Raw genomic sequence first — 26022 nt, 5'->3', positions numbered from 1 at the left:
GGTCACGATTGCGCGGGGGCGGAAAGCCCGATTGACAGCAGGGGGCAGATGTTCAATCTTGTATGGTAGATGTAACCGGCTGGTTCGCGGCCGGTGTCCCTTGATAAGATGTGACCATGAAATACGCTATCGTCGGCACGGGCGGCCGTCACCAGATGTTCCGTGACGCGGTCGCCATCACGCATGCCGATACGGCCGAGCTGGTGGCGCTGTGCGATGTCAATCAGAGCCGGCTGGCGCTGAGCGCCAGCAAGGTGCCCGATCCCGGCGGCAATGGCGTGGCCACCTATCTGGCCGAAGATTTCGACAGGATGATTGCCGAGCAGCAGCCCGATACGGTGATCGTCACCACGCCGGACTTTCTGCATGACGACTATATCGTGCGGGCGCTGCGCGCCGGGCGCAATGTGATGACCGAAAAGCCGATGACCATCGACGTCAACAGGCTGAAGCGGATCCTCGATGCGCAGCGGGAAACCGGTAAATCGGTGACCGTCACCTTCAACTATCGCTATTCGCCGGCGCGCACCCAGCTCAAGGACCTGCTGATGAGCGGGGTAATCGGCGATATCACCGCGATCGACTTTCGCTGGTATCTCGACCGGGTGCATGGCGCCGACTATTTCCGCCGCTGGCACCGCTACAAGGACAAGTCGGGCGGGCTGCTGGTGCACAAATCCACCCACCATTTCGACCTCTTGAACTGGTGGGCCGCCTCGACGCCGAAAACCGTCACGGCGGTGGGCAAGCGCGATTTCTATACGCCGCAAATGGCGGTGAAGCTGGGGCTGGAAGGCCATGGGGAACGCTGCCATGCCTGTCCGGTGGCGGATCGCTGCGAGTTCCGCATGGACCTCGAGGCTGACGAAGCGCTCAAGGAACTCTATCTCGATGCCGAGGATGATGACGGCTACTGGCGCGACAAATGCGTGTTTGCCGATGACATCACCATCGAGGACACCATGCAGGTGCAGGCGCAATATGCCTCGGGCACCTCGCTGAACTATACGCTGGTCGCCTATTCGCCCTGGGAAGGGCTGGAGGTGAAGTTCCACGGCACCAAGGGCGAGCTGACGCACAAGCATATCGAAGTGCATGGGGTGTTTGCTGGCGGCGATCGCGACAAGACCGAGCGCGATAATGTGACGACCGAGCTGCATCTGGCCGGCAAGCTGCCGGAAAAGCTCGCCGTCTGGGAGGGGACGGGCAGCCATGGCGGCGCCGATCCGATCATGCTGGGCTATCTGTTCGACCCCCAGCATATGGAAGCGGATCGCTATGGGCGGGCCTCCGACCAGGTGGCGGGCGCCTGGTCGATCCTGACCGGGATCGCGGCCAACCAGTCGATTGCGCGCAATGGCGAGCGCATTTCGGTGGATGCGATGCTGGCGGAAGCGGGGATCGATCTCGGCGAAAAACGCTAGAAAGCTGTGGAGCGCGCGTTTTTGGCGAACCGTTCCGCCGATTTCCGGCTCATGTAAGGGAAAGGAATCAGCAAGGTGGCCGCCAGCGTGCTCGACGGAACCGAGGAAACCATATCCCTGCGCGTGGTAACGGCGCTGCGCGACGAGATCGTCAGCATGGCGCTCAAGCCGGGCGACGTCATCTCGGAGAGCGACATCGCCGCCCGCTATGGCGTCTCGCGCCAACCGGTGCGCGAGGCGTTCATTCGCCTGGCGCAGCAGGGGCTGCTGCTGATCCGGCCCAAACGGGCAACCGTGGTCAAGAAAATCTCGCCCGAAGGGGTACGCCAGTCGCGCTTCATCCGCGAGTCGATCGAGGTCGAGATCGTGCGCCGGGTTGCCGCGCATCCGGGTCGCGACGCCGCAGCGGTGCTGGGCGCGCTGATCGAGGACCAGGAAAAGGCCTCGGCCGCCAATGACAGCCGCAAATTCCATGCGCTCGATGAATTGTTTCACCGCAGCCTCGCCCGGCTGGCCGGTGTTGAATATGCCTGGCAACTGATCGACGATCACAAGATGCAGCTCGACCGGGTGCGCTTCCTGACGCTGGGCGTGTCGTCGGCGCAGCGGGCGATTGCCGAGCACAAGGCGATTGCGGCAGCGGTGGCCAAGGCCGATCCGGCGGCGGCGGAAGCGGCGATGCGGGCGCATCTGGCCCGCGCCGAAGTGCTGCTGGCGCAGACGATCACCGATTTCCCGGAATATTTTGAGGGGCCAGCGGGGGCGCCATAGGCATTCTGGCTTAGGCACGCTGCGTGTCAGGGCTCGCTGCTATCCTCACCCACGGAGTCATTCCCGCGTAGGCGGGGAATCTATTCTGCCTTGCTGCCTGCTGGAGCGGTAGCAAGAATGGATTCCCGCCTACGCGGGAATGACCCGGTGATATGAACGGGAACTGTCCGGTTGTAGAATCGGGGGCAGCCCTGGTCGGCCCAGGCGCATTTTCGCGGCGAGTTGCGCGTTGGGCCGGATCGGGTCACCATCATGGCATTATGCCCGCAGGGCAATCGAGGAGATGGACGCATGAAGCAGCGGCGCTTGGGCAAGACGGGGTACCAGGTTTCGGAAATCGGGCTGGGCTGCTGGCAGCTGGGCGGCGATTTCGGGCCGGTGGGCGACGAAACCGCCAATGCCATTCTTGACGCCGCCAATGCGGCGGGGGTCAATTTCTGGGACACGGCCGACGTTTATGGCGGCGGGTTGAGCGAGCGGCGCATCGGCAGCCATGCCAAGGCGGCCGGCGTGCGCGTGGCCACCAAGCTGGGGCGCTCGGGCGCGCTCTATCCCAATAATTACAGCCTCGACGGCGTGCGGCAGAGCCTCGTCGGTTCGGCAACGCGGCTGGGTGTGGAGACGCTGGACCTGGCGCAGCTGCACTGCGTGCCGCCCGAGCTCCTGCGCGATGGGGCGATCTTTGGCTGGATGGACCAGCTCAAGGCCGAGGGGCTGGTGCGCCATTGGGGCGCCAGCGTCGAGACCATCGAAGAGGGGCTGCTGTGCCTGGAGCAGGATGGCTGCGCGACGCTGCAGATCATTTTCAACCTGTTCCGCCAGGACGCCAGCGAAGTGCTGCTGCCGCGGGCGGCGGAGCGCGATGTCGGCATTATCGTGCGGCTGCCGCTGGCCAGCGGGCTGCTGAGCGGCAAATTCGACAAGAACACAAGGTTCGATGTCAGCGATCACCGCAATTACAACCGCGACGGGCAGGCCTTTTCGGTGGGCGAGACGTTTTCGGGCATTCCGTTCGAGCGCGGGGTGGAGCTGGTGCAGGAACTCAAGGGCCTGGCGCCCGAGAGCATGCCGCTCAGCCAGTTCGCGCTGCGCTGGATCCTTGACCATCCGCAGGTGTCCACCATCATTGCCGGGGTCAGCAAACCCGAACAGCTGGCCGACAATGTCGCCGCGAGCGAGCAGCGTTCGCTGTTTCCGGCGCTGATGGGGCAGCTGGCGAGCTGGTATCGCGATGAAGTGAAACCGGCGATCCGCGGCGAGGTCTAGGCGGGAGGGCTTGCGGGGCGCCGCGCGGCGCGGCGCCCCCCTAGCGGATCGGGCGGCGGGCACCTAGGTTACAGGGCCACAAGAACAACAGAGCCGGTCCATGTCCAATCACCCCGCCTTCGAACTCATCCGTGACGAACAGATCGCGGAGGTCAATTCGCAAGCCCGGCTCTACCGGCACAAGAAGACCGGGGCGGAAGTGCTGAGCCTCGTCAATGACGACGAGAACAAGGTGTTCGGCATTACCTTCAAGACGCCGCCCGAGGACTCGACCGGCATTGCCCATATCCTCGAGCATTCGGTGCTGTGCGGGAGCCGGAAATATCCGGTCAAGAAGCCGTTCGTGGAACTGCTGAAAGGAAGCCTCCACACCTTCCTCAATGCCATGACCTTTCCGGATAAGACCGCCTATCCGGTGGCCAGCCAGAATCTCAAGGATTTCTACAATCTCGTCGATGTGTATCTGGACGCGGTCTATTTCCCGCTGATTTCGGAGGACACGTTCCGGCAGGAAGGCTGGCATTACGAGCTGGAGGATGCCCAGGCGCCGCTGGTCTACAAGGGCGTGGTGTTCAACGAGATGAAGGGGGTGTTTTCCTCCCCCGATGCGGTGATGCGCGATGTGGCGCAGCGCTCGCTTTATCCCGACGTGACCTATGGCAAGAGCTCGGGCGGCGATCCCAAGGCGATCCCGGACCTGACCTATGCCCAGTTCAAGCGCTTCCACGAAAAATTCTATCACCCGTCCAATACGCGGGCGTTCTTCTCGGGTGATGACGATGCCGGCGAGCGGCTGAATATTCTCGATGCCTATTTCAGCCAGTTCGAGCGGGCCCCGGTGGATGCCGAAGTGGGGCTGCAGCCGCGCTTCAATGCGCCGCGCCAGATCGTGGCCACCTATGCCGGCACCAAGGATGAGGGCAAGGCGCGCGACGGCATGGTGTCGCTCAACTGGATGATCGATCCGCCGGAGGATCGCATGGAGGGGCTATCGCATGGCCTGCTGAGCTACATGCTGGCCGGCAATTCGGCGGCGCCGCTGCGCAAGGCACTGACCGATAGCGGTCTGGGCGAAGGCATGACCGGCGGCGGCATTGGCGCGGGCCTGCGCCAGCCCATGGCCAGCTTTGGCATGAAGGGGATCGACCCGGCCGATGCCGGCAAGGTCGAGGCGCTGATCCTGTCGACGCTGGAGCAGATCGCGACCGACGGCATCGACAAGCAGACCGTCGAGGCGGCGCTCAATACGTTTGAGTTTTCCTTGCGTGAAAACAATACCGGCTCGTTCCCTCGCGGTATTTCGATGATGTTCTCGGCGCTGTCGACCTGGCTGCATGGGGGCGATCCGCTGGCACCGTTGGCCTTCGAGGAAGCGCTGGCCGCGCTCAAGGCCAAGGCGGTCGAAGGGCATTTTGAACGCGAAATCCGTCGGTTGTTCCTCGACAATACGCATCGCACCACGGTGACGCTGAGCGCCGATCCCGAGCAGGGGGCGCGGGAAGTGGCCGAGGAAAAGGCGCGGCTGGCTGCAGTGCGCGCGACCATGGACGAGGCCGCTGTCGCGGCGACCATTGCCGAGACCGAAAAGCTGCGGGCTCTGCAGGAAGCGGTGGATGATCCGGCGCAGCTGGCCAAAATCCCGGCGCTGACGCTGGCTGACCTGCCGCGCGAAAGCCGCACGGTGCCGATCGAAATCGGTACGCTGGGTGATGTGACGCTGTTCTATCACGACCTGCCGACGCTGGGGATCATCTATACCGATCTCGGGTTCGATCTGCATGTGCTGGACAAGGCGCTGCTGCCCTATCTGCCGCTGTTCGGGCGGGCGCTGCTGCAGACGGGCACCAAGACCGAGGACTTCGTGTCGCTGACGCAGCGCATCGGGCGCTCCACCGGCGGCATTGCCCAGCACCGGGCGCTTTCGGCCAAGCAAAATTCGGAGGGGAGCGCCGCCTGGTTCTTCCTGTCGGGCAAGGCGGTGCCGGACAAGCATGGCGAAATGCTCGATATCATGGGCGATGTGCTGCTCGATGCGCGGCTGGATAATCGCGACCGTTTCAAGCAGATGGCGCTGGAAGAAAAGGCCGGGTTCGAAGCACGGCTGGTGCCGGCGGGCAATGCGATTGTCGATACCAGGCTCAAATCGGGCCTGACCGAGGCGAGCTGGATTGCCGAGCAGCTGGGTGGGGTCAGCTATCTGCAATTCCTGCGCGAGCTGGTGAAGCGGATCGATAGCGACTGGGCGGGTGTGCAGAGCGTGCTCGAGACCATCCGCGACCGGCTGTTCAATCGCGGGCACATGGTGGTCAATGTCACGGCTGATGCGGGGATCTGGGACGGCGCCAAAGGCGAGCTGGCGCAGTTCCTCGGGCGGCTGCCCAATGGGGTGGTCGAGCTGGCCGATTGGGGCGTGGATTTTGCGCCGCGGTCGGAGGGTCTGGTGATCCCGGCACAGGTCAATTATGTGGGCAAGGGTGCCAATCTCAAGGCGCTGGGGTTCGAGCTGACCGCGGCGTCGAGCGTGGCGCTGAAATTCCTCAATACCACCTATCTCTGGGACAAGGTGCGGGTGCAGGGCGGGGCCTATGGCGGCTCCAGCCGGTTCGACCTGACCTCGGGCAATTTCGCGTTCCTGTCCTATCGCGATCCCAATCTGCTCAAGACGCTGGATGCCTATGACGGGGCGGCCAAGGCGCTCAATGCCGGGATCGGCGAGGCGGATCTGACCCGCTCGATCATCGGGGTGATCGGGGATATCGACGGCTATCAATTCCCCGATGCCAAGGGCTATTCCTCGATGTGGCGGCAGCTGACCGGCACCACCGACGCGATCCGCCAGCAGCGGCGCGACGAGGTGCTGGGCGCATCCGGCGCCGACTTCAAGGCACTGGCGGCGGCGGTCGAGGCCGTGGCCAAGCACGGCCATGTCGTGGTGCTGGGCGGCGAGGCGGCCATCACGGCGGCCAACGATCAGCGCCCGGGGTTGCTGGATGTGACCAAGGTGATGTGAGGGCTTTGCCGAGCGAAGGTGGATTGCCCGGACGAGCCGGGCAATGACGGCGGGGTGGAGTTCTATTCGTCACCGCATGTGCCAGGCGCCTCATCTTCTGCTGAACCAGTTCGCGTGTGTTGCGTTACTGTGAGCCATGGCCAGCCAGATCCTCGATCGAAACCTGCATATCAAGGCGATTGACTGCTATATCGACCCGGCGGTGCCGCGGGCGCGGGCGATCATTACGCATGGGCATGCGGACCATGCGCGCAGCGGGCATGAGGCGGTGCTGGCGACGCCCGATACCATTGCGATCATGAAGACGCGTTATGGTGAGGATTGCGCCGGGCGCTTCGAGGCGCTGGATTTTGGCGTGCCGCTGGTGATCGATGATGTGACCGTCACGCTGTTTCCGGCCGGGCATATTCTGGGCAGTGCGCAGGTGCTGATCGAGCAGGGCGGGCAGCGGGTGGTGGTGACCGGCGACTACAAGCGCCTGCCGGACCGCACAGCGCAGCCGTTTGAGCTGGTGGAATGCGATCTGCTGGTCACCGAGGCGACGTTCGGGCTGCCGGTGTTTCAGCATCCGCGCCCGCAGGATGAGATCGCGCGCTTGCTGGCATCGGTATCCGCCAATCCGGAGCGGGCGCATCTGGTGGGGTGCTATGCGCTGGGCAAGGCGCAGCGGGTGATCGGGCTCTTACGCGATGCCGGGTGGGACCGGCCGATCTATCTGCATGGCGCCATGCTGCGGCTGTGTGCGCTCTATGAGGAGCTTGGTGTGCCGTTGGGCGATCTGCGCCCGGCGCTGGATGTGCCCAAGGCGGAACTGGCGGGGCAGATCGTCATTGCGCCGCCCTCGGCGATCCGCGACCGCTGGAGCCGGCGGTTTCCTGATCCGGTGACCTGCCAGGCCTCGGGCTGGATGAGCGTCAAGCAGCGGGCGCGGCAGGCGCTGGTGGAATTGCCGCTGGTGATTTCGGACCATTGCGACTGGGGCGAACTGCAGCAGACCATTCGCGAAACCGCGGCCGAAACCGTGTGGGTGACGCATGGGCGCGAGGATGCGCTGGTTTATTGGTGCCGCACACAGGGGCTCGATGCCGAGCCGCTCAATATCCAGGGTTTTGAGGACGATGGCGGGGAGGGCGAAGAATGAAGCGCTTTGCCCAATTGCTGGAACTACTGGCGCTGACGCCGTCGCGGACGCGCAAGCTGGCGGCGCTGACGCAGTATTTTCGCGCGGTGCCGGACCCTGACCGGGGCTATGCGCTGGCGGTACTGACCGGGGCGCTGACCTTTCGCAACGTCAAGCCGGCGCTGCTGAAAGACATCGTGCTGGCCGAGGTCGATCCGACGCTGTTTGCGATGAGTTATGACTATGTCGGCGATCTCGGCGAGACCATTGCGCTGATCTGGCCGCATCATGGCGAGCAGTCGGACCTGCCATCGCTGACCGAACTGATCGAGCTGTTCAACACCACATCCAAAAGCGAATTGCCCAAGCTGATCGCGGCGCTGCTGACGCGGGCGGGGATCAATGAGCGCTGGGCGCTGGTCAAGCTGGCGACCGGAGCGCTGCGCATCGGGGTTTCGGCGCGGCTGGCCAAGACGGCGCTGAGCGAAATGAGCGGGGTCGATCTGCAGGAGATCGAAGAGGTCTGGCACGGGTTGAAGTTACCCTATACCGAGCTGTTCGCCTGGCTCGATGGCAAGGCGGGGCGGCCCGATATCGATCAATCACAGCGGTTTCATCCGCTGATGCTGAGCAATCCGATCGACGAGGAAAAGGATCTCGCCAAGCTCGATCCAAAGGATTTTGCGGCGGAGTGGAAATGGGACGGGATCCGCGTGCAGCTGGTGCTGGGCGGGGGCAGTGTGTCGCTGTTTTCGCGGACTGGCGATGACATTGCGGCGGCGTTTCCTGACATTGTCGATAATGTGCAGGGGCTGGCGGTGCTCGATGGGGAGCTGCTGGTGGGGCGGGATTTCGAACCCGGCTCGTTCAACGACCTGCAGCAGCGGCTGAACAAGAAGGTAGCCTCCGCCAAACATCTCAAGGATAGCCCCGCCTTTATCCGCGTCTATGACATGCTGTTTGACGCCCGCGAGGATATCCGCCCGCTGGGCTGGAGCGAGCGGCGGGCACGGCTCGAGGCATGGTTCCAGGCCAATCCACAGACACGGCTGGACCTGTCCGAAGTGTTGCCCTTTGCCAATTGGGACGACCTGGCGCGGCAGCGCCGGCAGGGCGCGGACGAGCATGGCCATGAAGGCGTGATGGTGAAGCTGCGGACCGCGCCCTATGTGCCCGGGCGGCCCAAGGGGTTTTGGTACAAGTGGAAGCGCGATCCCAACGTGGTCGATGCGGTGCTGATGTATGCGCAGCGCGGGCATGGCAAGCGGTCGAGCTTTTACTCCGATTACACATTCGGGGTGTGGAAGGGCAATGAGATCGTGCCGATCGGCAAGGCCTATTTCGGCTTCACCGACGAGGAGCTGAAACTGCTGGATAAGTGGGTGCGGGCCAATACGATCCAGGCGTTCGGGCCGGTGCGCGAGGTGAAGAAGGAACTGGTATTCGAGGTGGCGTTCGACTCGGCGCAGGAGAGCACGCGGCACAAATCGGGGGTGGCGCTGCGGTTTCCGCGCATCAACCGGATCCGCTGGGACAAGCCGGCCAGTGAGGCAGCGACGTTGGAGGATATGGCTGTCTTCGTGGCGGCGAGTTGAAGTTTCAGTCGACACCCTCCCCCTTGCGGAGAGGATGAAGCAAGTGCAGATCGGGAAGATGGATTGCCCGGACGAGCCGGGCAATGAAGGTGAGGATCGATTGGGGGCGGCAGCACAAGTGGTGCATGTCGTGGGTCTGATTTTCCAGCCATCGTCACCACCGGGCTATCCCGCTTGCCTCCTCGCAAGGGGAGGGTGCCGCAAGCAAGTGGGGCAGCGGGCAAAAAGGAGAAGGCGATGTCATCGCGGTCAAATCATCAGAGGCTGGTGGCGCTGGAGCAGCAGATGGCGGCGGCGGCAGCGGCGATGGATTTTGAGGGCGCGGCAAAGCTGCGCAACGAGATTGCGCATCTGCGGGGCGAAATGCCGGAATTGCCGAAGGTGGATGAGGCGGGTGAATTGACCACCACCGTCAGCCAGCCGCCGCCGGGGTCGATGGGGCTGGGGACCAATGTGCCGGTGCGACAGCCGCCCAAGGGCTGGGTGAAGCCGAAAAAGCCCGATTTCATGACGAAGAGGAAGAAGTAGGACCCTCGGGTCGAGGCCGCGGGTGACGAGCGGTGGGGGGATCACGCAAAGCGTGTGCCGGGGGAGAGTGGCCCACGGATCAAGTCCGTGGGCAGCGCGGTGGCTGGGGAGGAAAGGGTGGCGCGTGGTGCGGTAGCGGGCGTGCCTCAGGCTTTTTCCAGGCGTTCGTCGGCGAGCTTCTTGATTTCGCGGAGTTCGGCGATGGTGGTTTGCAGGTCGCTGAGCTGGGCTTCGAGCGAGGCCAGGCGTTCCTCGACCTTGCCGGCAAGCAGGTGGACCTGCTGGGAGCGGTCGGCGTCGTAAAGGCTGAGATAATCGGAGATGTCGCGCAGCGAGAAGCCGAGGCGCTTGCCGCGCAGGATCAGGATCAGCCGGGCGCGGTCGCGGCGGCGGAAGACGCGGGTGACGCCGACGCGTTCGGGCGACAGCAGGCCCTTGGCTTCGTAGAAACGAATGGCGCGGGTGGAAATGCCGAACTCGCGGGCAAGATCGGCAATCGCGTAGAGATCACGGTTATCGGCTTCGGCGCGCGTCATTTGACGACCCTTGTCTGGGCATATTCCTCGCGCAATTCCTTCTTGGATAGCTTGCCGATGAGGGTTTTCGGCAGGGCATCCTTGAAGATGACCTCCCGGGGCATTTCGATCTTGTTGAGCTTTTCGGCGAGGAATTTCTTGAGTTCGGCTTCGCTGACCTGCGCGCCGGCCCTGAGCTTGACGAAGGCAATGGGGGCTTCGCCGCGATATTGGTCGGGCACCCCGATGACATTGGTTTCCTCGACCGCCGGATGCTCGGCCAGGGCCTCCTCGATGATACGGGGATAGACATTGAAGCCCGAGCAGATGATCAGGTCCTTGATGCGGTCGACCAGGAACACATAGCCGTCCTCGTCCATATGGCCGACATCGCCGGTGCGCAGCCAGCCATCCATGAAGGCGTCGCGCGTGGCTTCGGCATTGTTGTGGTAACCGACCATCACCTGTGGCCCCTTGACCTGCAATTCGCCATCCTCGCCGATGCCGACGACCTTGCCCGTGTCGATATCGACAAAGCGGATATCGGTGCCGGGCAGGGGCAGGCCGATGGACATCGGCTTTGAGGGCACGCGCAAGGCGGCGCAGCAGACCACCGGGGAGGCCTCGGTCAGGCCGTAGCCCTCGGCGAGCAAGGCCCTGGACTTGCCGGCAAACTCGGTGCGGATCTCATTGGACAGCGCGGCGCCGCCAGAAATGGCAACATCGAGCGGGGCCAGCTGTTCGGCGGTGGCGCTATCGGCGCGGGCAATGGCGGCCAGCAGCGTGGGCACGGCGGGCAGCACATTGGCGCGGGTGCGCATGAAGATGGAGAGCAGGGCCTTGAGCTCGAAACGCGGCAGCATCACCACCTGGGTGCCATTGCAGAGCGGCACGTTCATGCAGACCGTCATGGCGAAGATGTGAAAGAAGGGCAGCACCGCAATGACCTTGGAGGGCGGGTAGAACAGCCCGCAGCCCCATTTGTCGATCTGGCTCATATTGGCGGCGATATTGGCGTGGGTCAGCAGGGCGCCCTTGGGCACGCCGGTGGTGCCGCCGGTATATTGCTGGACTGCGATATCCTTCCTGGCATCGATGACCACGGCGTCCGGGGTCTCGTTGCGGGCGATCATGGCCTCGAAACGGGTGATGCGATTGGCAATTGGGGAGGCGCTGAGCCTGGCCAGGTCTTTGCGCTTGGCCACAGAATAAAGGATCTTCTTCATCAGGGGCAGCGCATCGGGGAAGTGGCAGACGATCAGCGACTTGACGTGACCGGCCTCGACCAGGGCCTCGGCCTTGGCAAAGATCTGAGTGAGATCGAGGGTGATCATCACATCGGCACCGGCATTGGCGGTGATGTGGCTCAGTTCATGAACTGTGTAGAGCGGGTTGCAATTGACCACGGTGCCGCCGGCGCGCAGCACGGCGTAATAGGCAATGGGGTAGAAGGGCGTATTGGGCAGCATCAGCGCGACGCGACTACCCTTCTTGACGCCATACTGGTGCTGCAGCGCCCCGGCAAAGGCGATGATCTTGCGGGCCAGTTCGCCGAAAGTGGTGGTGCCACCGAGGAAATCCAGCGCAATGGCGAAGGGGTTCCTGGCGCAGGCGGCCAGTACCTGCTCGTGGACGGGCAGGGTGTCGATCTCCACGTCCCAATCTATGCCATCGGGGTAGTGCGCGATCCAGGGACGCAGAATGGCGGGATTGTCGTTGGCCAAGTCCATTATCCGTTTCCTCCGAGGGCGTTGGGCCCGGCCGAGCTTAGGCCCGGCCCGGTTGCGCCGCGCCGGTGAGGCGGTCGCGGTCAATCGGTTCAGGAAACTAAACCACGGCTTTACGTTAGCGTCAAACAGGTGCCCGACCTTTTCAACGTTGACGCGTTTGCCGGTTGACACTTGTCCGCAGTGTAGACGTAATGGTCCCTTAGTTGACGTTTACGTAAAGCTGGATAAACTGGGTTCAACAGGAAGGCCGCTCCGGTCTATGGTCTGGCCTGGCGGGTTCTGGGACCGGCCAGCCGATTTGACGGTGGTCTGATAGTTTTTCGAACTGCGTCACGCCTTGGAGCGTGGTGCCGAGGAGGACAGTGCCGTGACCCTAGCGCTTATCGTGATCAGCCTTATTGCCTTTGGCGCCCTGGCCCTGCGGCAGTCGCCCCTGTGGCAATGGGGCGTGGCAGCGTTGGTGATCGGGCTGCTGAGCCGGCTGGATTTCACCGCGAGTGGCGTGACGGTGGCGACCGATCTCTTCGGTCTGGTCCTCGTGCTGCTGCCGGCCATCATCATGCTGGCGCTGAGTTGGGAGCCGCTGCGCAAGGCCGTATTCACCAAGCCGATCTATGGCGCGGTCAAATCCATCCTGCCGCGCGTCAGCCGCACCGAGCAGGAAGCGCTCGACGCCGGCACGGTTGGCTGGGATGCCGAGCTGTTTTCGGGGCGCCCGGACTGGACCAAGCTCAATTCAATCCGCCCGCTGACCCTGTCGGCGGAGGAGCAGGCGTTTCTCGATGGCCCGACCAATGTGGTCTGCGCCATGATCGATGACTGGGATACCCGCCACAACCGCGCCGATCTCAGCCCCGAAGTCTGGCAATATCTCAAGGACAATGGCTTTCTTGGCATGCTGATCGGCAAGGCGCATGGCGGGCTGGGCTTTGGCGCGCAGGCGCAGTCGATGATCGTTTCCAAGATCGCCAGCCGCTCGGTGGCGGCGGGGATCACGGTGATGGTGCCCAATTCGCTCGGACCGGGCGAGCTGCTGGAAAAATACGGCACGCACGAACAGAAGGAAAAATATCTGGGGCGGCTGGCCAAGGGGCTGGAAGTGCCGTGCTTTGCGCTGACCGGGGTGCATTCTGGCTCGGATGCCGGCGGCATGCGCGATATCGGCGTGGTCACCAAGGGCCTGTATCAGGGCAAGGAAGTGCTGGGCGTGAGGCTCAGCTGGGACAAGCGCTACATTACCCTGGCACCGGTGGCGACGCTGGTGGGGCTGGCCTTTATCCTGACCGATCCTGACAATCATTTGGGGCGCGGCGACAAGATCGGTATCACCCTGGCGCTGGTGCCGAGCGATCATCCCGGCGTCAAGATCGGTCGCCGGCATTTCCCCGCCGGGCAGGCGTTCATGAACGGCCCGACCTCGGGCACCGACGTATTCATCCCGATGGAATTCCTGATCGGTGGCACTGATTATGCCGGGCAGGGCTGGCGCATGCTGATGGAGTGCCTGTCGACTGGGCGCGCCATTTCGCTACCGGCGATCGGCTCGATTTCGATCAAGCAGGCGCTGCGCGTCAGCTCGGCCTATGCGCGGGTGCGCCGCCAGTTCGGCATTCCCGTGGGCCTGATGGAAGGGGTGGCCGAGCCGCTGGGGCGCATGGTCAAGAACGCCTATACATTCGAAGCGGCGCGGCGGCTGACGGCCTCGATGGTGGATGAAGGCCAGCGGCCGGCGGTGATTTCGGCGCTGCTGAAGTACCGCACCACCGAAGCAATGCGCGACAGTATCGACGATGCCTTCGACGTGCATGGCGGGCGCGCCATTCAGGACGGGCCGACCAATTACCTGTTTGGCGGCTATATGGCGACGCCGGTGGCGATCACGGTGGAAGGCGCCAATATCCTGACGCGGACGCTGATGACCTTTGCCCAGGGCGTGCTGCGGGCGCATCCGTTTCTCTACCGGGAAATCCAGGCGGCGCAGAACCCGGACCGCAAGGAAGGGCTCGACCAGTTCGACGTGGCCTTTGGCGGCCATACCAGCTTCATGCTGCGCAATATCGCGGCGAGCCTCGTGCATGGCGTGACCGGGGCGGCGTTTGCCTCAAGTCCGGTGGATGGCGAGATGGCGCATTGGTATCGCCAGCTGCATCGCTACAGCCAGGCCTTTGCGCTGACGGCCGACTGGACCACGGTGTTTCTGGGCGGACAGCTCAAGCGCAAGCAGGCGCTGTCGGGGCGGATGGCGGATCTGTTGAGCGATCTCTACCTGATGTCGGCGGTGCTCAAGCGCTTCGACGAGGAAGGGCGGATCGCCGAGGACAAGCCGCTGGTCGATGGGATCATGGCCGACCTGATTGCCTCGATGGAGCGCACATTCGGCGAAGTGTTCGCCAATTTCCCCAATGGGCTGATGGCCAATGCGATGCGGGTGCTGTGCTTCCCGCTGGGGCGGCATGCGCGGCCGGCGACTGACCGGGTCAATTACCGCTTCGTGCGCGCCGTGCTGCGGCCCGGCGCTTTCCGCGACCGGCTGACCACGGGCACCTATGTGTCGATGGACCCCGATGATGTGACCGGGGTGCTGGAAGATGCGCTGGTCAAGGTGACCGAAGCCGAGGAAATCGAGACCAAGTTCGTCAAGGCGGCACGCAAGGGCGTGATCGAGCGGCGGCTGGATCGCGATGCGATTGCCGATGCGGTGGCGGCCGGGGTGCTCAATGACAATGAAGCGGGCATCATGCGGGCGGCCGACGAAGCCACCGACCGGGTGGTGAAGGTGGACGATTTTGCGCCTGACGCACTGGCGATGGAGCCGGGGCAGAAGGCGGCGGAATAAATACACGGCGCTTGTAGCGAGCGTCCCTCCCCGCAAGGGGGAGGGGAGGATGAGAGCCGAGGACTTTGAGGAGATGTCATGATCGCGACACAGGCTACCGAGACCAGGCACTGGAGCTTTCACACCGATCTTGAGGGGCTGGGGTGGCTGACGATCAATACGCCGAACTCGCCGGTCAATACGCTCAGCCGCGAGGCGATCATGGAGCTGGAGACGCTGGTGGCGCGGTTCGAGGACCTGGCCAATACGCGCGAGCTCATTGGCGTGGTGCTGCTGAGCGGCAAGGATAGCGGCTTCATCGCCGGCGCCGATATCAGCGAATTCGATGCGATGAGCGATTTCTCGGTGCTGCCCGAAGCGCTGAAGCGCACCCATGCGCTGTTCCAGCGGATCGAAAATCTCAAGATTCCGATTGTTGCCGGCATTCATGGCTTTTGCCTGGGCGGTGGATTGGAGCTGGCTCTGGCCTGCCACTATCGGATCGCGGTCAATGACGACAAGACGCGGATCGGCTTTCCAGAGGTCAAGCTGGGGATCTTTCCGGGCTTTGGCGGCACCGGCCGCTCCATCCGGCAGGCGGGGCCAGTCGATGCCATGGGGATCATGCTGACCGGGCGGATGCTCAAGGCCGGCGCGGCGCGGGGCATGAACCTCGTCGACAAGCTGGTGCGCCATCGCGACATGCTGCGCTGGGAAGGCCGCAAGGCGGTGCTGCAGAAGCGCAAGTCCAGCCGGGCGCCCCTGAGTAAGCGGGTGATGGCGATGGGGCCATTGCGCGGCTATGTCAGCACCAAGATGCGTGAGGAAGCCAGCAAGAAGGCGCGGCCGGAACATTATCCGGCGCCGTTCGCGCTGATCGACCTGTTTGAAGAACACGGCAATGACTGGCAGGCGATGAGCCGGGGCGAAATCGACGGCTTCGTGCCGCTGATGGGCAATGAGACGGCGACCAATCTGCGGCGGGTGTTTTTCCTGTCCGAAGGGCTGAAGAAACAGGGGGCCAAGGGCGCCAAATTTGCCCGGGTGCATGTGATCGGGGCCGGGGTGATGGGCGGCGATATCGCGGCCTGGTGCGCGCTGCGCGGCATGAGCGTGACGCTGCAGGATCTCGACATGGCGCGGATCACGCCGGCGCTGGAGCGCGGCAAGAAGCTGTTCAGGAAGCGGCTGAAAAAGAAGCGCGAAGTCGATGCGGCGATGCTACGGCTGGAAGCCGATCCCGAGGGCAAGGGCGTCAGCCGGGCCGATGTGATCATCGAGGCCGTGGTGGAAAATCTCGAGATCAAGCGCAAGATCTTTGGCGGGCTGGAGGACCAGCTCAAGCCGGGCGCGATCCTCGCCACCAATACGTCTTCCATTGAACTGGAGCGGATTGCCGAGGGGCTCAAGGATCCGGCGCGGCTGATCGGGCTGCATTTCTTCAACCCGGTGGCGCAGCTGCCGCTGGTCGAGGTGATCCGGTCAACGTTCAACAGCGATGCCGAGATCGGCAAGGGCGCGGCCTTTGCGCTGGCCATCGGCAAGAGCCCGGTGGTGGTCAAATCGGCACCGGGCTTTTTGGTCAATCGCGTGCTGATGCCCTACATGCTGGGCGCGGTCGAGCGGGTGGAACGTGGCGAGAGCAAGGAATTGCTCGACGCTGCCGCCGTGGCCTTCGGCATGCCGATGGGGCCGATCGAATTGATGGATACGGTTGGCCTCGATGTCGGCAAATCGGTGGCGACCGAGCTGGGCCATTCTGTCCCGGAAGGCTCGAAATTTGCGGCGCTGGTGGCGGGCGGCAAGCTCGGGCGCAAGAGCGGGGAAGGCTTTTACAAATGGGTGGATGGCAAGGCGCAGAAGGGGCCGCCGCCGGAGCGAAGCGATCTGGCGGCGCTGGGGCGCGAGCTGGTCAAGCCGCTGGTGGATACGACCGAGATCGTCGTTGCCGAAGGCGTGGTGGCGAGTGCTGACCTGGCCGATATCGGGGTGATCATGGGAACGGGGTTCGCGCCGTTCCTGGGCGGGCCGATGCGGGCACGGCAGAATGGGAAAGCGTGATGGTTGGTGTGTTTGACACTGGTATCGGTACTGTCTCTCCCTCCCCCTTGCGGGGAGGGCCGGGGTGGGGGGGCTTGTGTGCCCAATACAGCGACCCCCTCCCTCTTGCCCTCCCCTCAGGGGGGAGGGAAGGGCAAGAGGGGCGATATCGTGGCCAATCGACCCCGCCCTTGATCCCTCCCGCACGGGGGCGGGTGTCGACTGATGGATATCTTGCAAAGCAACGAACTGGCCGGGGAACACTGACATGACTGAACTTCGCAAGGTTGCCATTGTCGGGTCGGCGCGCATTCCGTTTGCGCGGGGGCATACGGCCTATGCCGATGAGACCAATCTTTCCATGCTGGCGACCGCAATTGGCGGGCTGGCGGACAAATATGGTCTCAAGGGCGAGAAGATCGACGAGGTGATGGCCGGGGCGGTGATCGGGCATAGCCGCGATTTCAACCTGGCGCGCGAGGCGCTGCTGGATGCAGGACTGTCGCCGCGCACGCCGGGCACGACGATGCAGATTGCCTGCGGCACCAGCCTGCAGGCGGCGCTGACGCTGGGCGCCAAGATCGCGGCGGGCGAGATCGAGAGCGGCATTGCCGCCGGGTCCGATAGTGTCAGCGACAGCCCGGTGGTGTTCGGCACCAAGTTTGCGCACCGGATGATCGGCTTGTCCAAGGCGCGGTCGCTGGGCGAGCGGTTCAAAGCCTTCAAGGGCTTCTCGTTCGGGGAACTCAAGCCGGTGGCGCCCTCGACGCAGGAGCCGCGCACGGGGCTATCGATGGGGCAGCATTGCGAGCTGATGGCGCGCGAATGGGGCATTTCGCGCAAGGCGCAGGACGAGTTGGCGGTGGCCAGCCATCGCAATGCGGCGCGGGCCTATGACGAGGGCTTTCACGATGACCTGCTGGTGCCCTGCGCGGGCCTCGTACGGGACAATAATGTGCGGGCCGATGCCAATCTCGACAAGATGTCGACGCTGAAACCCGCCTTCGACAAGACCTCAGGCCATGGCACGCTGACGGCGGCCAATTCAACGCCGCTGACCGATGGCGCCTCGGCGGTGCTGCTGGCCAGTGAGGACTGGGCGCGGGCGCGAGGCCTGCCGGTGCTGGCCTATCTGACCATGGGGCGGGTGGCCGGCAATGACTTCGCTCATGGCGAAGGGCTGCTGATGGCGCCGACCATCGCGGTGTCCGAACTGCTGGCGCGGGCCGGGCTCGGCTTTGACGATATCGATTATTTCGAGCTGCATGAGGCCTTCGCGGCGCAGGTTTTGTGTACGCTGCGCGCCTGGAACGATGCACAATATTGCAAGGACGTGCTGGGGCGCGATAGCGTGCTGGGGCCGATCGATCCGGCCAAGATCAACGTCAAGGGCTCCAGCCTCGCCTATGGTCACCCCTTTGCGGCGACCGGAGCGCGCATTCTGGGGCTGACCGCCAAGCTGCTGTCGACGCAGCCGGGGAAACGGGCGCTGATCTCGGTCTGTACTGCGGGCGGCATGGGCGTCACAGCATTGGTAGAAAGCGCTGCATGAGCGACAACGTCGTCAAATTCCGCCGGATAGAAAAGAAACCGGAAGAGCCAAAGGGCCCTAAAAAGGAGCCCGGTGTTCCCGACTGGCTGCCCTGGATTGTCCTCGTGGCGGTTGCGGTCGTGCTCTATGGGCTGCAGCAAGCGCAGATCGTGTAGGGCCGGGCGCCAATGGCCATTGGCGGCCCTTGGCAGGTCATCAATTGTATGTCTTGAGAACGCTTTTGCGCATGGGAGCGCCACAGCGCAATTGCGTTCCGCCAGGGCCGCAATTGCCGCATGTCAATATTTGTTGCCGGCTTGACCTATTGGTCAATCTTTCGCTTGTCAGTGGACGGAATTGCGGGATACCGTCCACTCATCTTGGCCCCCTGGGTCAACCGAGGGGACACAGACGATCACCCTCTGCGGCGCAGATCGCAGAGGAAAAAAAGTTTCAGGAATTCCACTAGGAGATGGGACGACAATGAAATTTGCTCAAATTCTGAAGGCGACGGCCACGGCTGGCGTCATCGCAATGGCGATGACCGGTGGCGCTTCGGCGATCACGCTCAACATGATGAACGGCTCCGAGCCCGGCTCGATTGATCCGCACAAAGCATCGGGCGACTGGGAAAACCGCATTATCGGCGACTATATCGAAGGCCTGATGGCCGAAGACGCCAATGCCGATGCGATCCCCGGCCAGGCCGAGAGCTACACCGTTTCCGATGATGGCCTGGTCTATACCTTCAAGCTGCGCCCGGGCATCGTCTGGTCGGATGGCGTGCCGGTGACGGCTGGCGACTTCGTCTTCGCGTTCCAGCGCCTGTTCGATCCCAAGACCGCTTCCGACTATGCCTATCTGCAGTTCCCGATCCTCAATGGCTCGGAAATCTCGGATGGCTCGATCACCGATTTCAGCCAGCTCGGCGTCAAGGCCATCGACGATACCACCGTCGAAATCACGCTCGAGGGCCCGACCCCGTATTTCCTGCAGGCGCTGACCCATTACACCGCCTATCCGGTCCCCAAGCATGTGATCGACAAGGTCGGCGATGGCTGGACCAAGGTCGAGAACATCGTTTCCAACGGCCCCTACACGATCAAGGAATGGGTGCCCGGCAGCTACATCAAGTCGGTCAAGTCCGACACCTATTATGATGCCGCCAACGTCAATATCGACGAAGTGAACTACTTCGTGCAGGACGATCTGGCAGCGGCGCTGGCCCGTTACCGCGCCGGCGAATACGACATCCTGACCGATATCCCGTCCGACCAGGCCGAGTGGATCAAGACCAACCTGCCGGGCCAGGACTTCTTCGCCCCGTTCCTGGGCGTCTATTACTACGTCATCAACCAGGAAAAGGCGCCGTTCGACAATGCCGACCTGCGCAAGGCGCTGTCGATGACCATCAATCGCGACGTGATCGGGCCGGACGTGCTTGGCACGGGCGAGTTGCCGGCCTATGGCTGGGTGCCGGAAGGCACGGCCAATTATGAAGGCGTCGATCCCTACCAGCCGTCGTGGATCGGCCTCTCCTATGAAGAGCGCGTGGCCGAAGCCAAGGGCATCATGGAAGGCCTCGGCTATACCGCCGCGACCCCGCTGACCCTGCAGCTCAAGTACAATACCAATGACAACCACCAGCGCGTCGCCGTGGCTATCGCCTCCATGTGGGAGCAGATCGGCGTAAAGGCTGAGCTGTTCAACTCCGAAACCGCCGTGCACTACGACAGCCTGCGCGCCGGTGATTTCGAGGTTGGCCGTGCCGGCTGGCTGCTCGACTATTCGGACCCGTCCAACACGCTTGACCTGCTGACCACCGGCATCATGCAGGACGGAGCGATGAACTGGGGCAACAATTACGGCCGCTACTCCAATGACGAGTTCGACGGACTGATGAAGTCGGCCGCCAGCGAGAACGACCTGGCCGCCCGCGCCAAGATGCTTGGCGATGCCGAGAAGATCGCCATGGACGAAACCGGTGCGATCCCGATCTACTGGTACATCGCCCAGAACGTCGTCACGCCCACCATCACCGGGTTCCAGAACAACGCCAAGGACATCCACCGCACGCGCTGGCTGTCCAAGGCCGAGTAACAATCGGGCCGGCGCCGCTCGCTCCTGCGAGGGGGTGGCGCCGACCATCCGCCTGTGCGGCCCCCGGGCCTGACGCGGCGGTCAAGAAAGGTCCGTACCCATGTTTGGATACGCCATAAGGCGTGTGCTGTCGGCGCTGCCTGTCGTGCTGATTGCCGTTACCGCCTGCTTCTTCATTCTGCGCCTGGCCCCCGGTGGCCCGTTTGACGGCGAGCGGGCGCTGCCGCCCGAGACGCTGGCCAATCTGCGCGCCCACTACAATCTCGACCTGCCGCTGATCCAGCAATACGGCATTTATGTCGGCCGGCTGCTGCAGGGCGATTTCGGCCCCTCGATGGTCTATAACGATTTCACCGTCGCCCAGATGCTGTGGATCGGATTGCCCTTCACGTTGATGCTGGGCTTCACCGCCTTTGTCGTCGGCACGGTGGCCGGCCTCGTCGCCGGATCGCTGTCGGCGGTCAACCAGAACAAGCTGCCCGACTACGTTCTGGTCATGCTGGTGATGGTGGGGCTGGTGGTGCCCAATTTCCTGATGGCCTCGATCCTGCAACTGGTATTTGGGGTCTATCTCGACTGGTTCCCCGCCGGTGGCTGGAAGCCCGGATCGCTGCAGCACCTGGTGCTGCCGGTGATCGTGCTGGCGCTTCCCCATGCCGGCCGCACCGCGCGGCTGATGCGCGGCTCGATGATCGAAGTGCTGGGCACCAATTATGTGCGCACTGCCCGTTCCAAGGGGCTGGGCACCAGGCTGATCCTGGCCCGGCACGCGATCAAGCCGGCGCTGTTGCCGGTGGTTTCCTATCTCGGGCCGGGCCTGTCCTATCTGCTCACCGGCTCGCTGGTGGTGGAGCAGGTGTTCGCCCTGCCCGGAATCGGCAAATATTTTATTAGCGCGGCGCTCAATCGCGACTATGGCCTCGTGCTGGGAACAACCATTTTGTACATGCTCATCATTCTGGCGGTGAACCTGCTGGTCGACATCCTCTACGCCTGGCTCGACCCCAAGGTGAGGTACGACTGATGGCCGGGGTCACAGGTAAAGACGCGGTCCTGACCGCCTACGCGCAAAAACTGGAAACTCTCGACGCGCCCAAGGGCCGTTCGCTGACCCAGGACGCCATGCGGCGCCTGGTGCGCAACAAGGCGGCAGTGCTGTCGCTTTTCGTCGTCGGCTTCATCGTCGTCTTCGCATTTGTCGGGCCATATCTGCTGCCCTGGGCCTATGACAAGATCGACTGGTCGGCCATTCGCAAGCCGCCCAATTTCGAGGCCGGGCACTATGCCGGCACCGACCAGAATGGACGCGACATGCTGGCCCGCATCATGCAGGGCACGCAGATGAGCCTGATCGTGGCGCTGGTCGCCACCATGGTTTCGGTGTTCATCGGGGTGATCTATGGGGCAGTCGCCGGCTATTTCGGCGGCAAGGTCGACGCGGTGATGATGCGCTTTGTCGATATCATGTATGCGCTGCCCTATATCCTGTTCGTGATCATCCTGGTGGTGATCTTCGGGCGCAATCCGGTGCTGCTGTTTGTGGGCATCGGGTGCCTGGAATGGCTCACCATGGCCCGTATCGTGCGCGGGCAGACGCTGTCGATCAAGGAACGCGAATTCGTCGAGGCGGCCAAGGCGGGCGGGGCCAAGCCCTGGACCATCATCATCCGCCACATCGTGCCCAATCTGACGGGCCCGGTGGTGATCTATGCGACGCTGACCATTCCCGAAATCATCCTGACCGAGAGCTTCCTCAGCTATCTGGGGCTGGGCGTGCAGGAGCCGCAGACCTCGCTCGGCACGCTGATCAGTTTCGGTTCGCCCGTAGCGGAAACACTGCCCTGGATGCTGATCGGGCCGGCCGTGGTGCTGGTCTCGCTGCTGCTCTGTCTCACCTATATCGGGGACGGCCTGCGCGATGCGCTGGACCCCAAGGATCGCTGACCATGAAACAGGTACTTTCCGTCGAGGACATGTCGGTTACCTTCGCGCTGCATGAGAGCGAAGTGCATGCCGTTCGCGAAATGAACTTCACCCTGGCCGAAGGGGAAACCCTGGCCGTGGTGGGCGAGAGCGGTTCGGGTAAGAGCCAGGCCTTTCTCGCCATTATGGGCCTTTTGGCCAAGAACGGCACTGCCGGCGGCCGGGCGATGATGGGGGATATCAACCTCATCGGCATGGCCCCTAGCCAGCTGGATCTATATCGCGGCAAGGATATCGCGATGATCTTCCAGGATCCGATGACCTCGCTCAACCCCACGCTCAAGGTGAAAACCCAATTGGGCGAGGTGCTGGTCAAGCATCGCGGCTTCGACAAGCAGGCGGCGCTCAAGACGGCCATCGAGATGCTGGAGCGGGTCGGTATCCCCGAGCCGGTCAAGCGCGCCAACGCCTATCCGCACGAGCTGTCGGGCGGCATGCGGCAACGCGTGATGATCGCGATGGCGCTGCTGTGCCAGCCGAAAATCCTGATCGCGGACGAGCCGACCACGGCGCTCGACGTGACGGTGCAGGCGCAGATGCTGGACCTGTTCAAGACGCTGACCCAGGATTTCGGCACGTCGCTGGTGCTGATCACCCATGACCTGGGCGTGGTCGCGGGGGTAGCCGACCGGATGATGGTGATGTATGGCGGGCGCGCCGTGGAAAAGGGGCGTGTCGACGACCTGTTCTACGATCCGCGCCATCCCTATACGCTGGGCCTGCTGCATTCGACACCCCATATCGCCAAGCGGGCGGCGCGGCTCGATCCGATCCAGGGCCTGCCGCCCAGCCTCGAGCACCTGCCAAAGGGCTGCTCGTTCAATCCACGTTGTGCCTTTGCGTTCGACCGGTGTCTGGAGCAGCGGCCGCCGCTGACCGATGCCGGCGATGGCCGCCAGAAGGCGTGTTTCTATGAAGGCCCGATGGCCTATGGGCAGGTGGCGTGATGGAGCAAGGCGCAATCAAGCCGGCCCAGCCGGTGGATCTGCTGGAGATCAAGGATCTCAAGAAGACGTTCTCGATTTCGGGCGGGCTGTTCTCGCGGCGGCTGACGCTGACCGCGCTGGAGGACATCAACTTCACCATCCGCAGCGGAGAAACGCTGGGGATCGTGGGCGAGAGCGGCTGTGGCAAGTCCACGCTGGGCCGCTGCATCCTGCAATTGCTGCCGCCCGATGAGGGCCAGGTTTTGTGGCTGGGGCAGGACCTGACCCGGCTGCCGGCCGAGGAAATGCGCCAGCGCCGGCAGGACCTGCAAATCATCTTCCAGGACCCGCTGGCCTCGCTCAATCCGCGCATGACCGTCGGCGATATCATTGCCGACCCGCTGCGGACCTTGCGGCCGGAATTGAACAAGGACGAGCGGCGCGCTCGCGTGCTCAAGACCATGGAAGCGGTGGGGCTGCTGCCCGAGATGATCAACCGCTATCCACACGAGTTTTCGGGCGGGCAGGCGCAGCGCATCGGCATTGCCAGGGCGCTGATCACCGAGCCCAAGCTGATTGTCTGCGACGAACCGGTTTCTGCCCTCGACGTGTCGATCCAGGCGCAGATCCTCAACCTTCTGGCCGAGCTCAAGGACGAGTTCGGGCTGACGCTGATCTTCATCTCGCACAATCTGAGCGTGGTGCGGCATGTGTCGGATCGCATTCTGGTGCTCTATCTGGGGCGCATCGTCGAGCTGGCCACGGGCGATGAAATCTATGAGGACCCCAAGCACCCCTATACGCGGGCGCTGCTGACCGCCGTGCCGATTCCCGACCCAAAACTGGCGCGGCTGCGCAATATCGATGCGCTGAAGGGAGAAATCCCCTCGCCGATCAATCCGCCCTCCGGCTGTACTTTCCGCACCCGCTGCCGGTTAGCCCAGTCCTATTGTGCCGAGAAGCGGCCGCCGCTCGAGACCATCGAGGGCGGGCGGCTGGTCGCCTGCCATCGCTGGCGCGAGCTCGACGCGCCGCTTGAGGCCGTGCTGGGCGTCTAGGGCGCCGTGACAGCTTGTGACAAGTGGCCCGCGGGGAGATCCGCGGGCCACTTGCTATCGCGGGCCTGGCGCGCGCGCGGCGTCATCCCGGCCATGCCCGGATTGGCGGCCTGGCGTGCCCGCAAACTGATTTTCCGCTTGCGCCGGAATGACGCGGTGGTGGAAAATGAATGCGCCAGGACCCGATTCCCGCGGGCCAGCCGATAGCGGCGATCACCTTGGCGCCGTTGATTATTTTGGCCCGGCATGCCGGACGAATGGATTGCGGCAATAGCTGTGATAAAGCTGGGAAAACTATGGCTTTGGCGCGTTGACAGGGCCAAGCATTTTCCATATGTATGCCCCCAAGTTTCCGGGCGCCTAGGCGCCTCTTTTGTTTGACCTGAGGATAGACCGATGAAAGTCCGCAACTCGCTGAAGGCGCTGATGACTCGCCACCGCGCGAACAAGCTCGTCCGCCGTCGCGGCCGCGTTTACATCATCAACAAGGTAGACAAGCGCTACAAGGCCCGTCAGGGCTAAGCGTTTTTACCTTTCGTTAAGTTGACTTAAGCCCGCGAAAGCGGGCTTTTGTTTGGGCTGAGTTCACTGAGCCCGAGAGAGTAATGCGTCGCTCCCATACCATCACGCTGCAGATCGACTATGCATATGACCTAGCCTATCGATTCCTGATGGAGCCACGCAATTTTGCCGACTGGGCGGCGGTGGACAAGGAGAGCTATCGGCCGCTCGACAATGGCGACTGGGCCGGCGACCTGCCCTTTGGCTTTCGCCATTTCCGCTTTACCCCGGCCAATGACTTCGGGGTGCTGGACCATGCGATCTTCGTTCCGGGCGAGACGCCGTTCTATACATCGATGCGGCTGATGCCCAATGAGGCGGGGACCGAGCTGGTGTTCACCGTCTACCAGCGTCCGGGCACGGAGGACGCCCTGTTCGCTTCGGGCGTCGAATGGCTGCGTACCGATCTGCTGGCGCTCAAGAGCCTTCTGGAGGCGCGGGCACAATAGGCGGGGATCGCCGCCAGGTACGCATTGCCGGGGGAGGGCCCTGGCGCGGGCCGGGCGGGCTCTTCGCCGCGATGTGCCGGCAATGGCCGGTGGGCCTGCCAGCATCCAAAAAACAACCCCCGGGGCGGTGCCGCGGGGGTCGTGGATTTCAGCGCTACGCTACGCGGCTCAGCTGGAGCCGGCGCCGTCCTGGCGAACGAAGGCGATGCGCAGCATATTGGTGGCGCCTGGGGTGCCGAGCGGGATGCCGGCGGTGATGGCGATGCGGTCACCGGGGCGGGCGAAGCCTTCCTGATAGGCGATGACGCAGGCGCGATCGACCATGTCTTCCAGCGAGACGGCATCTTCGGTCTGCACGCAATGGACGCCCCAGACCACCGACATGCGGCGGATGGTGCGCTGGTTGGGCGAGAGCACGATGATGGGCTTGCTCGGCCGCTCGCGGGCGGCGCGGATGCCGGTCGAGCCCGACGAGGTATAGGTGACGATGGCAGCCAGATCGAGGGTTTCGGCAACCTGGCGGGTCGCTGCCGAGATGGCGTCGGCCGCTGTGGCTTCCGGCTCGGTCTGGGCGGCGCGGATGATGCCGCGATAATTGGC

General features: G+C 63.5%; 21 protein-coding genes. 18 read left to right on the top strand and 3 right to left on the bottom strand.

Going from position 1 to position 26022, the window contains the following annotated elements; all coding sequences use genetic code 11:
• Window positions 1-116 precede the first annotated feature (116 nt).
• The 7 genes from BUA69_RS01655 (at window position 117) to BUA69_RS01625 (ending at window position 9714) form a co-directional block, all read left to right on the top strand.
• Window positions 117-1424 (top strand): Gfo/Idh/MocA family protein, encoded by a 1308-nt coding sequence (locus BUA69_RS01655; protein ID WP_046136299.1) that lies wholly within the window; start codon window positions 117-119, stop codon window positions 1422-1424.
• Window positions 1425-1499: 75 nt separating this feature from the next.
• Window positions 1500-2195: a GntR family transcriptional regulator gene (locus BUA69_RS01650; protein ID WP_052950683.1), complete on the top strand. Its 696-nt coding sequence runs from the start codon at window positions 1500-1502 to the stop codon at window positions 2193-2195.
• 291 nt (window positions 2196-2486) lie between these two features.
• Window positions 2487-3461, top strand: a complete 975-nt coding sequence (locus tag BUA69_RS01645; protein ID WP_046136297.1) for an aldo/keto reductase — start codon at window positions 2487-2489, stop codon at window positions 3459-3461.
• Between the two features lie 100 nt (window positions 3462-3561).
• Complete coding sequence (locus tag BUA69_RS01640) at window positions 3562-6471, top strand: insulinase family protein (protein WP_046136296.1); 2910 nt, start codon at window positions 3562-3564, stop codon at window positions 6469-6471.
• A gap of 136 nt (window positions 6472-6607) precedes the next feature.
• Complete coding sequence (locus BUA69_RS01635; RefSeq protein ID WP_046136295.1) at window positions 6608-7612, top strand: ligase-associated DNA damage response exonuclease; 1005 nt, start codon at window positions 6608-6610, stop codon at window positions 7610-7612.
• The gene (locus tag BUA69_RS01630; RefSeq protein ID WP_046136294.1) at window positions 7609-9186 is read left to right on the top strand and encodes a cisplatin damage response ATP-dependent DNA ligase; all 1578 of its coding nucleotides are present in this window, start codon (window positions 7609-7611) and stop codon (window positions 9184-9186) included. Before BUA69_RS01635 ends, BUA69_RS01630 begins: the two co-directional genes overlap by 4 nt.
• Before the next feature lie 237 nt (window positions 9187-9423).
• The gene (locus BUA69_RS01625; protein ID WP_046136293.1) at window positions 9424-9714 is read left to right on the top strand and encodes a UvrB/UvrC motif-containing protein; all 291 of its coding nucleotides are present in this window, start codon (window positions 9424-9426) and stop codon (window positions 9712-9714) included.
• A gap of 146 nt (window positions 9715-9860) precedes the next feature.
• Here BUA69_RS01625 and BUA69_RS01620 read toward each other — a convergent pair whose 3' ends face one another.
• A complete protein-coding gene (locus BUA69_RS01620) occupies window positions 9861-10250 on the bottom strand; it encodes a MerR family DNA-binding protein (protein ID WP_046136292.1) in 390 nt (129 codons plus the stop codon).
• Window positions 10247-11959: a long-chain-fatty-acid--CoA ligase gene (locus BUA69_RS01615; protein ID WP_046136291.1), complete on the bottom strand. Its 1713-nt coding sequence runs from the start codon at window positions 11957-11959 to the stop codon at window positions 10247-10249. The genes BUA69_RS01620 and BUA69_RS01615 overlap by 4 nt, the downstream gene beginning before the upstream one ends.
• A gap of 367 nt (window positions 11960-12326) precedes the next feature.
• On the opposite strand from BUA69_RS01615, the gene BUA69_RS01610 reads away from it, so the two are divergent.
• From BUA69_RS01610 to BUA69_RS01560, 11 genes are all read left to right on the top strand, one after another.
• Window positions 12327-14795: an acyl-CoA dehydrogenase gene (locus BUA69_RS01610; RefSeq protein ID WP_046136290.1), complete on the top strand. Its 2469-nt coding sequence runs from the start codon at window positions 12327-12329 to the stop codon at window positions 14793-14795.
• Between the two features lie 78 nt (window positions 14796-14873).
• Window positions 14874-16835 carry a 3-hydroxyacyl-CoA dehydrogenase NAD-binding domain-containing protein gene (locus BUA69_RS01605; protein WP_046136289.1) on the top strand — a complete coding sequence of 654 codons (1962 nt, stop codon included), beginning with the start codon at window positions 14874-14876 and terminating at the stop codon, window positions 16833-16835.
• 247 nt (window positions 16836-17082) lie between these two features.
• Complete coding sequence (locus BUA69_RS01600; protein ID WP_046136517.1) at window positions 17083-18366, top strand: acetyl-CoA C-acetyltransferase; 1284 nt, start codon at window positions 17083-17085, stop codon at window positions 18364-18366.
• On the top strand, window positions 18363-18521 hold the full coding sequence (locus BUA69_RS20880) for a hypothetical protein (RefSeq protein ID WP_160300152.1): 159 nt from the start codon (window positions 18363-18365) through the stop codon (window positions 18519-18521). Before BUA69_RS01600 ends, BUA69_RS20880 begins: the two co-directional genes overlap by 4 nt.
• 307 nt (window positions 18522-18828) lie before the next feature.
• Complete coding sequence (locus BUA69_RS01595) at window positions 18829-20445, top strand: peptide ABC transporter substrate-binding protein (RefSeq protein WP_052950709.1); 1617 nt, start codon at window positions 18829-18831, stop codon at window positions 20443-20445.
• Between the two features lie 100 nt (window positions 20446-20545).
• Complete coding sequence (locus BUA69_RS01590; RefSeq protein WP_046136518.1) at window positions 20546-21469, top strand: ABC transporter permease; 924 nt, start codon at window positions 20546-20548, stop codon at window positions 21467-21469.
• Window positions 21469-22389, top strand: a complete 921-nt coding sequence (locus tag BUA69_RS01585) for an ABC transporter permease (protein WP_046136519.1) — start codon at window positions 21469-21471, stop codon at window positions 22387-22389. The genes BUA69_RS01590 and BUA69_RS01585 overlap by 1 nt, the downstream gene beginning before the upstream one ends.
• A gap of 2 nt (window positions 22390-22391) precedes the next feature.
• Window positions 22392-23375 (top strand): ABC transporter ATP-binding protein, encoded by a 984-nt coding sequence (locus BUA69_RS01580; protein ID WP_046136520.1) that lies wholly within the window; start codon window positions 22392-22394, stop codon window positions 23373-23375.
• On the top strand, window positions 23375-24412 hold the full coding sequence (locus BUA69_RS01575; RefSeq protein WP_046136521.1) for an ABC transporter ATP-binding protein: 1038 nt from the start codon (window positions 23375-23377) through the stop codon (window positions 24410-24412). Before BUA69_RS01580 ends, BUA69_RS01575 begins: the two co-directional genes overlap by 1 nt.
• Window positions 24413-24808: 396 nt before the next feature.
• A complete protein-coding gene (gene ykgO, locus BUA69_RS01565; RefSeq protein ID WP_046136523.1) occupies window positions 24809-24934 on the top strand; it encodes a type B 50S ribosomal protein L36 in 126 nt (41 codons plus the stop codon).
• 83 nt (window positions 24935-25017) lie between these two features.
• Window positions 25018-25422 carry a hypothetical protein gene (locus tag BUA69_RS01560; RefSeq protein WP_046136524.1) on the top strand — a complete coding sequence of 135 codons (405 nt, stop codon included), beginning with the start codon at window positions 25018-25020 and terminating at the stop codon, window positions 25420-25422.
• 168 nt (window positions 25423-25590) lie between these two features.
• Here BUA69_RS01560 and BUA69_RS01555 read toward each other — a convergent pair.
• The coding region (locus tag BUA69_RS01555; protein WP_280174290.1) for a pyruvate kinase alpha/beta domain-containing protein at window positions 25591-26022 on the bottom strand (432 nt) is incomplete at its 5' end.

Source organism: Devosia limi DSM 17137, from assembly GCF_900128975.1.
Taxonomy (GTDB): domain Bacteria; phylum Pseudomonadota; class Alphaproteobacteria; order Rhizobiales; family Devosiaceae; genus Devosia; species Devosia limi.
This window is presented reverse-complemented; position numbering and strand designations above follow the sequence as displayed.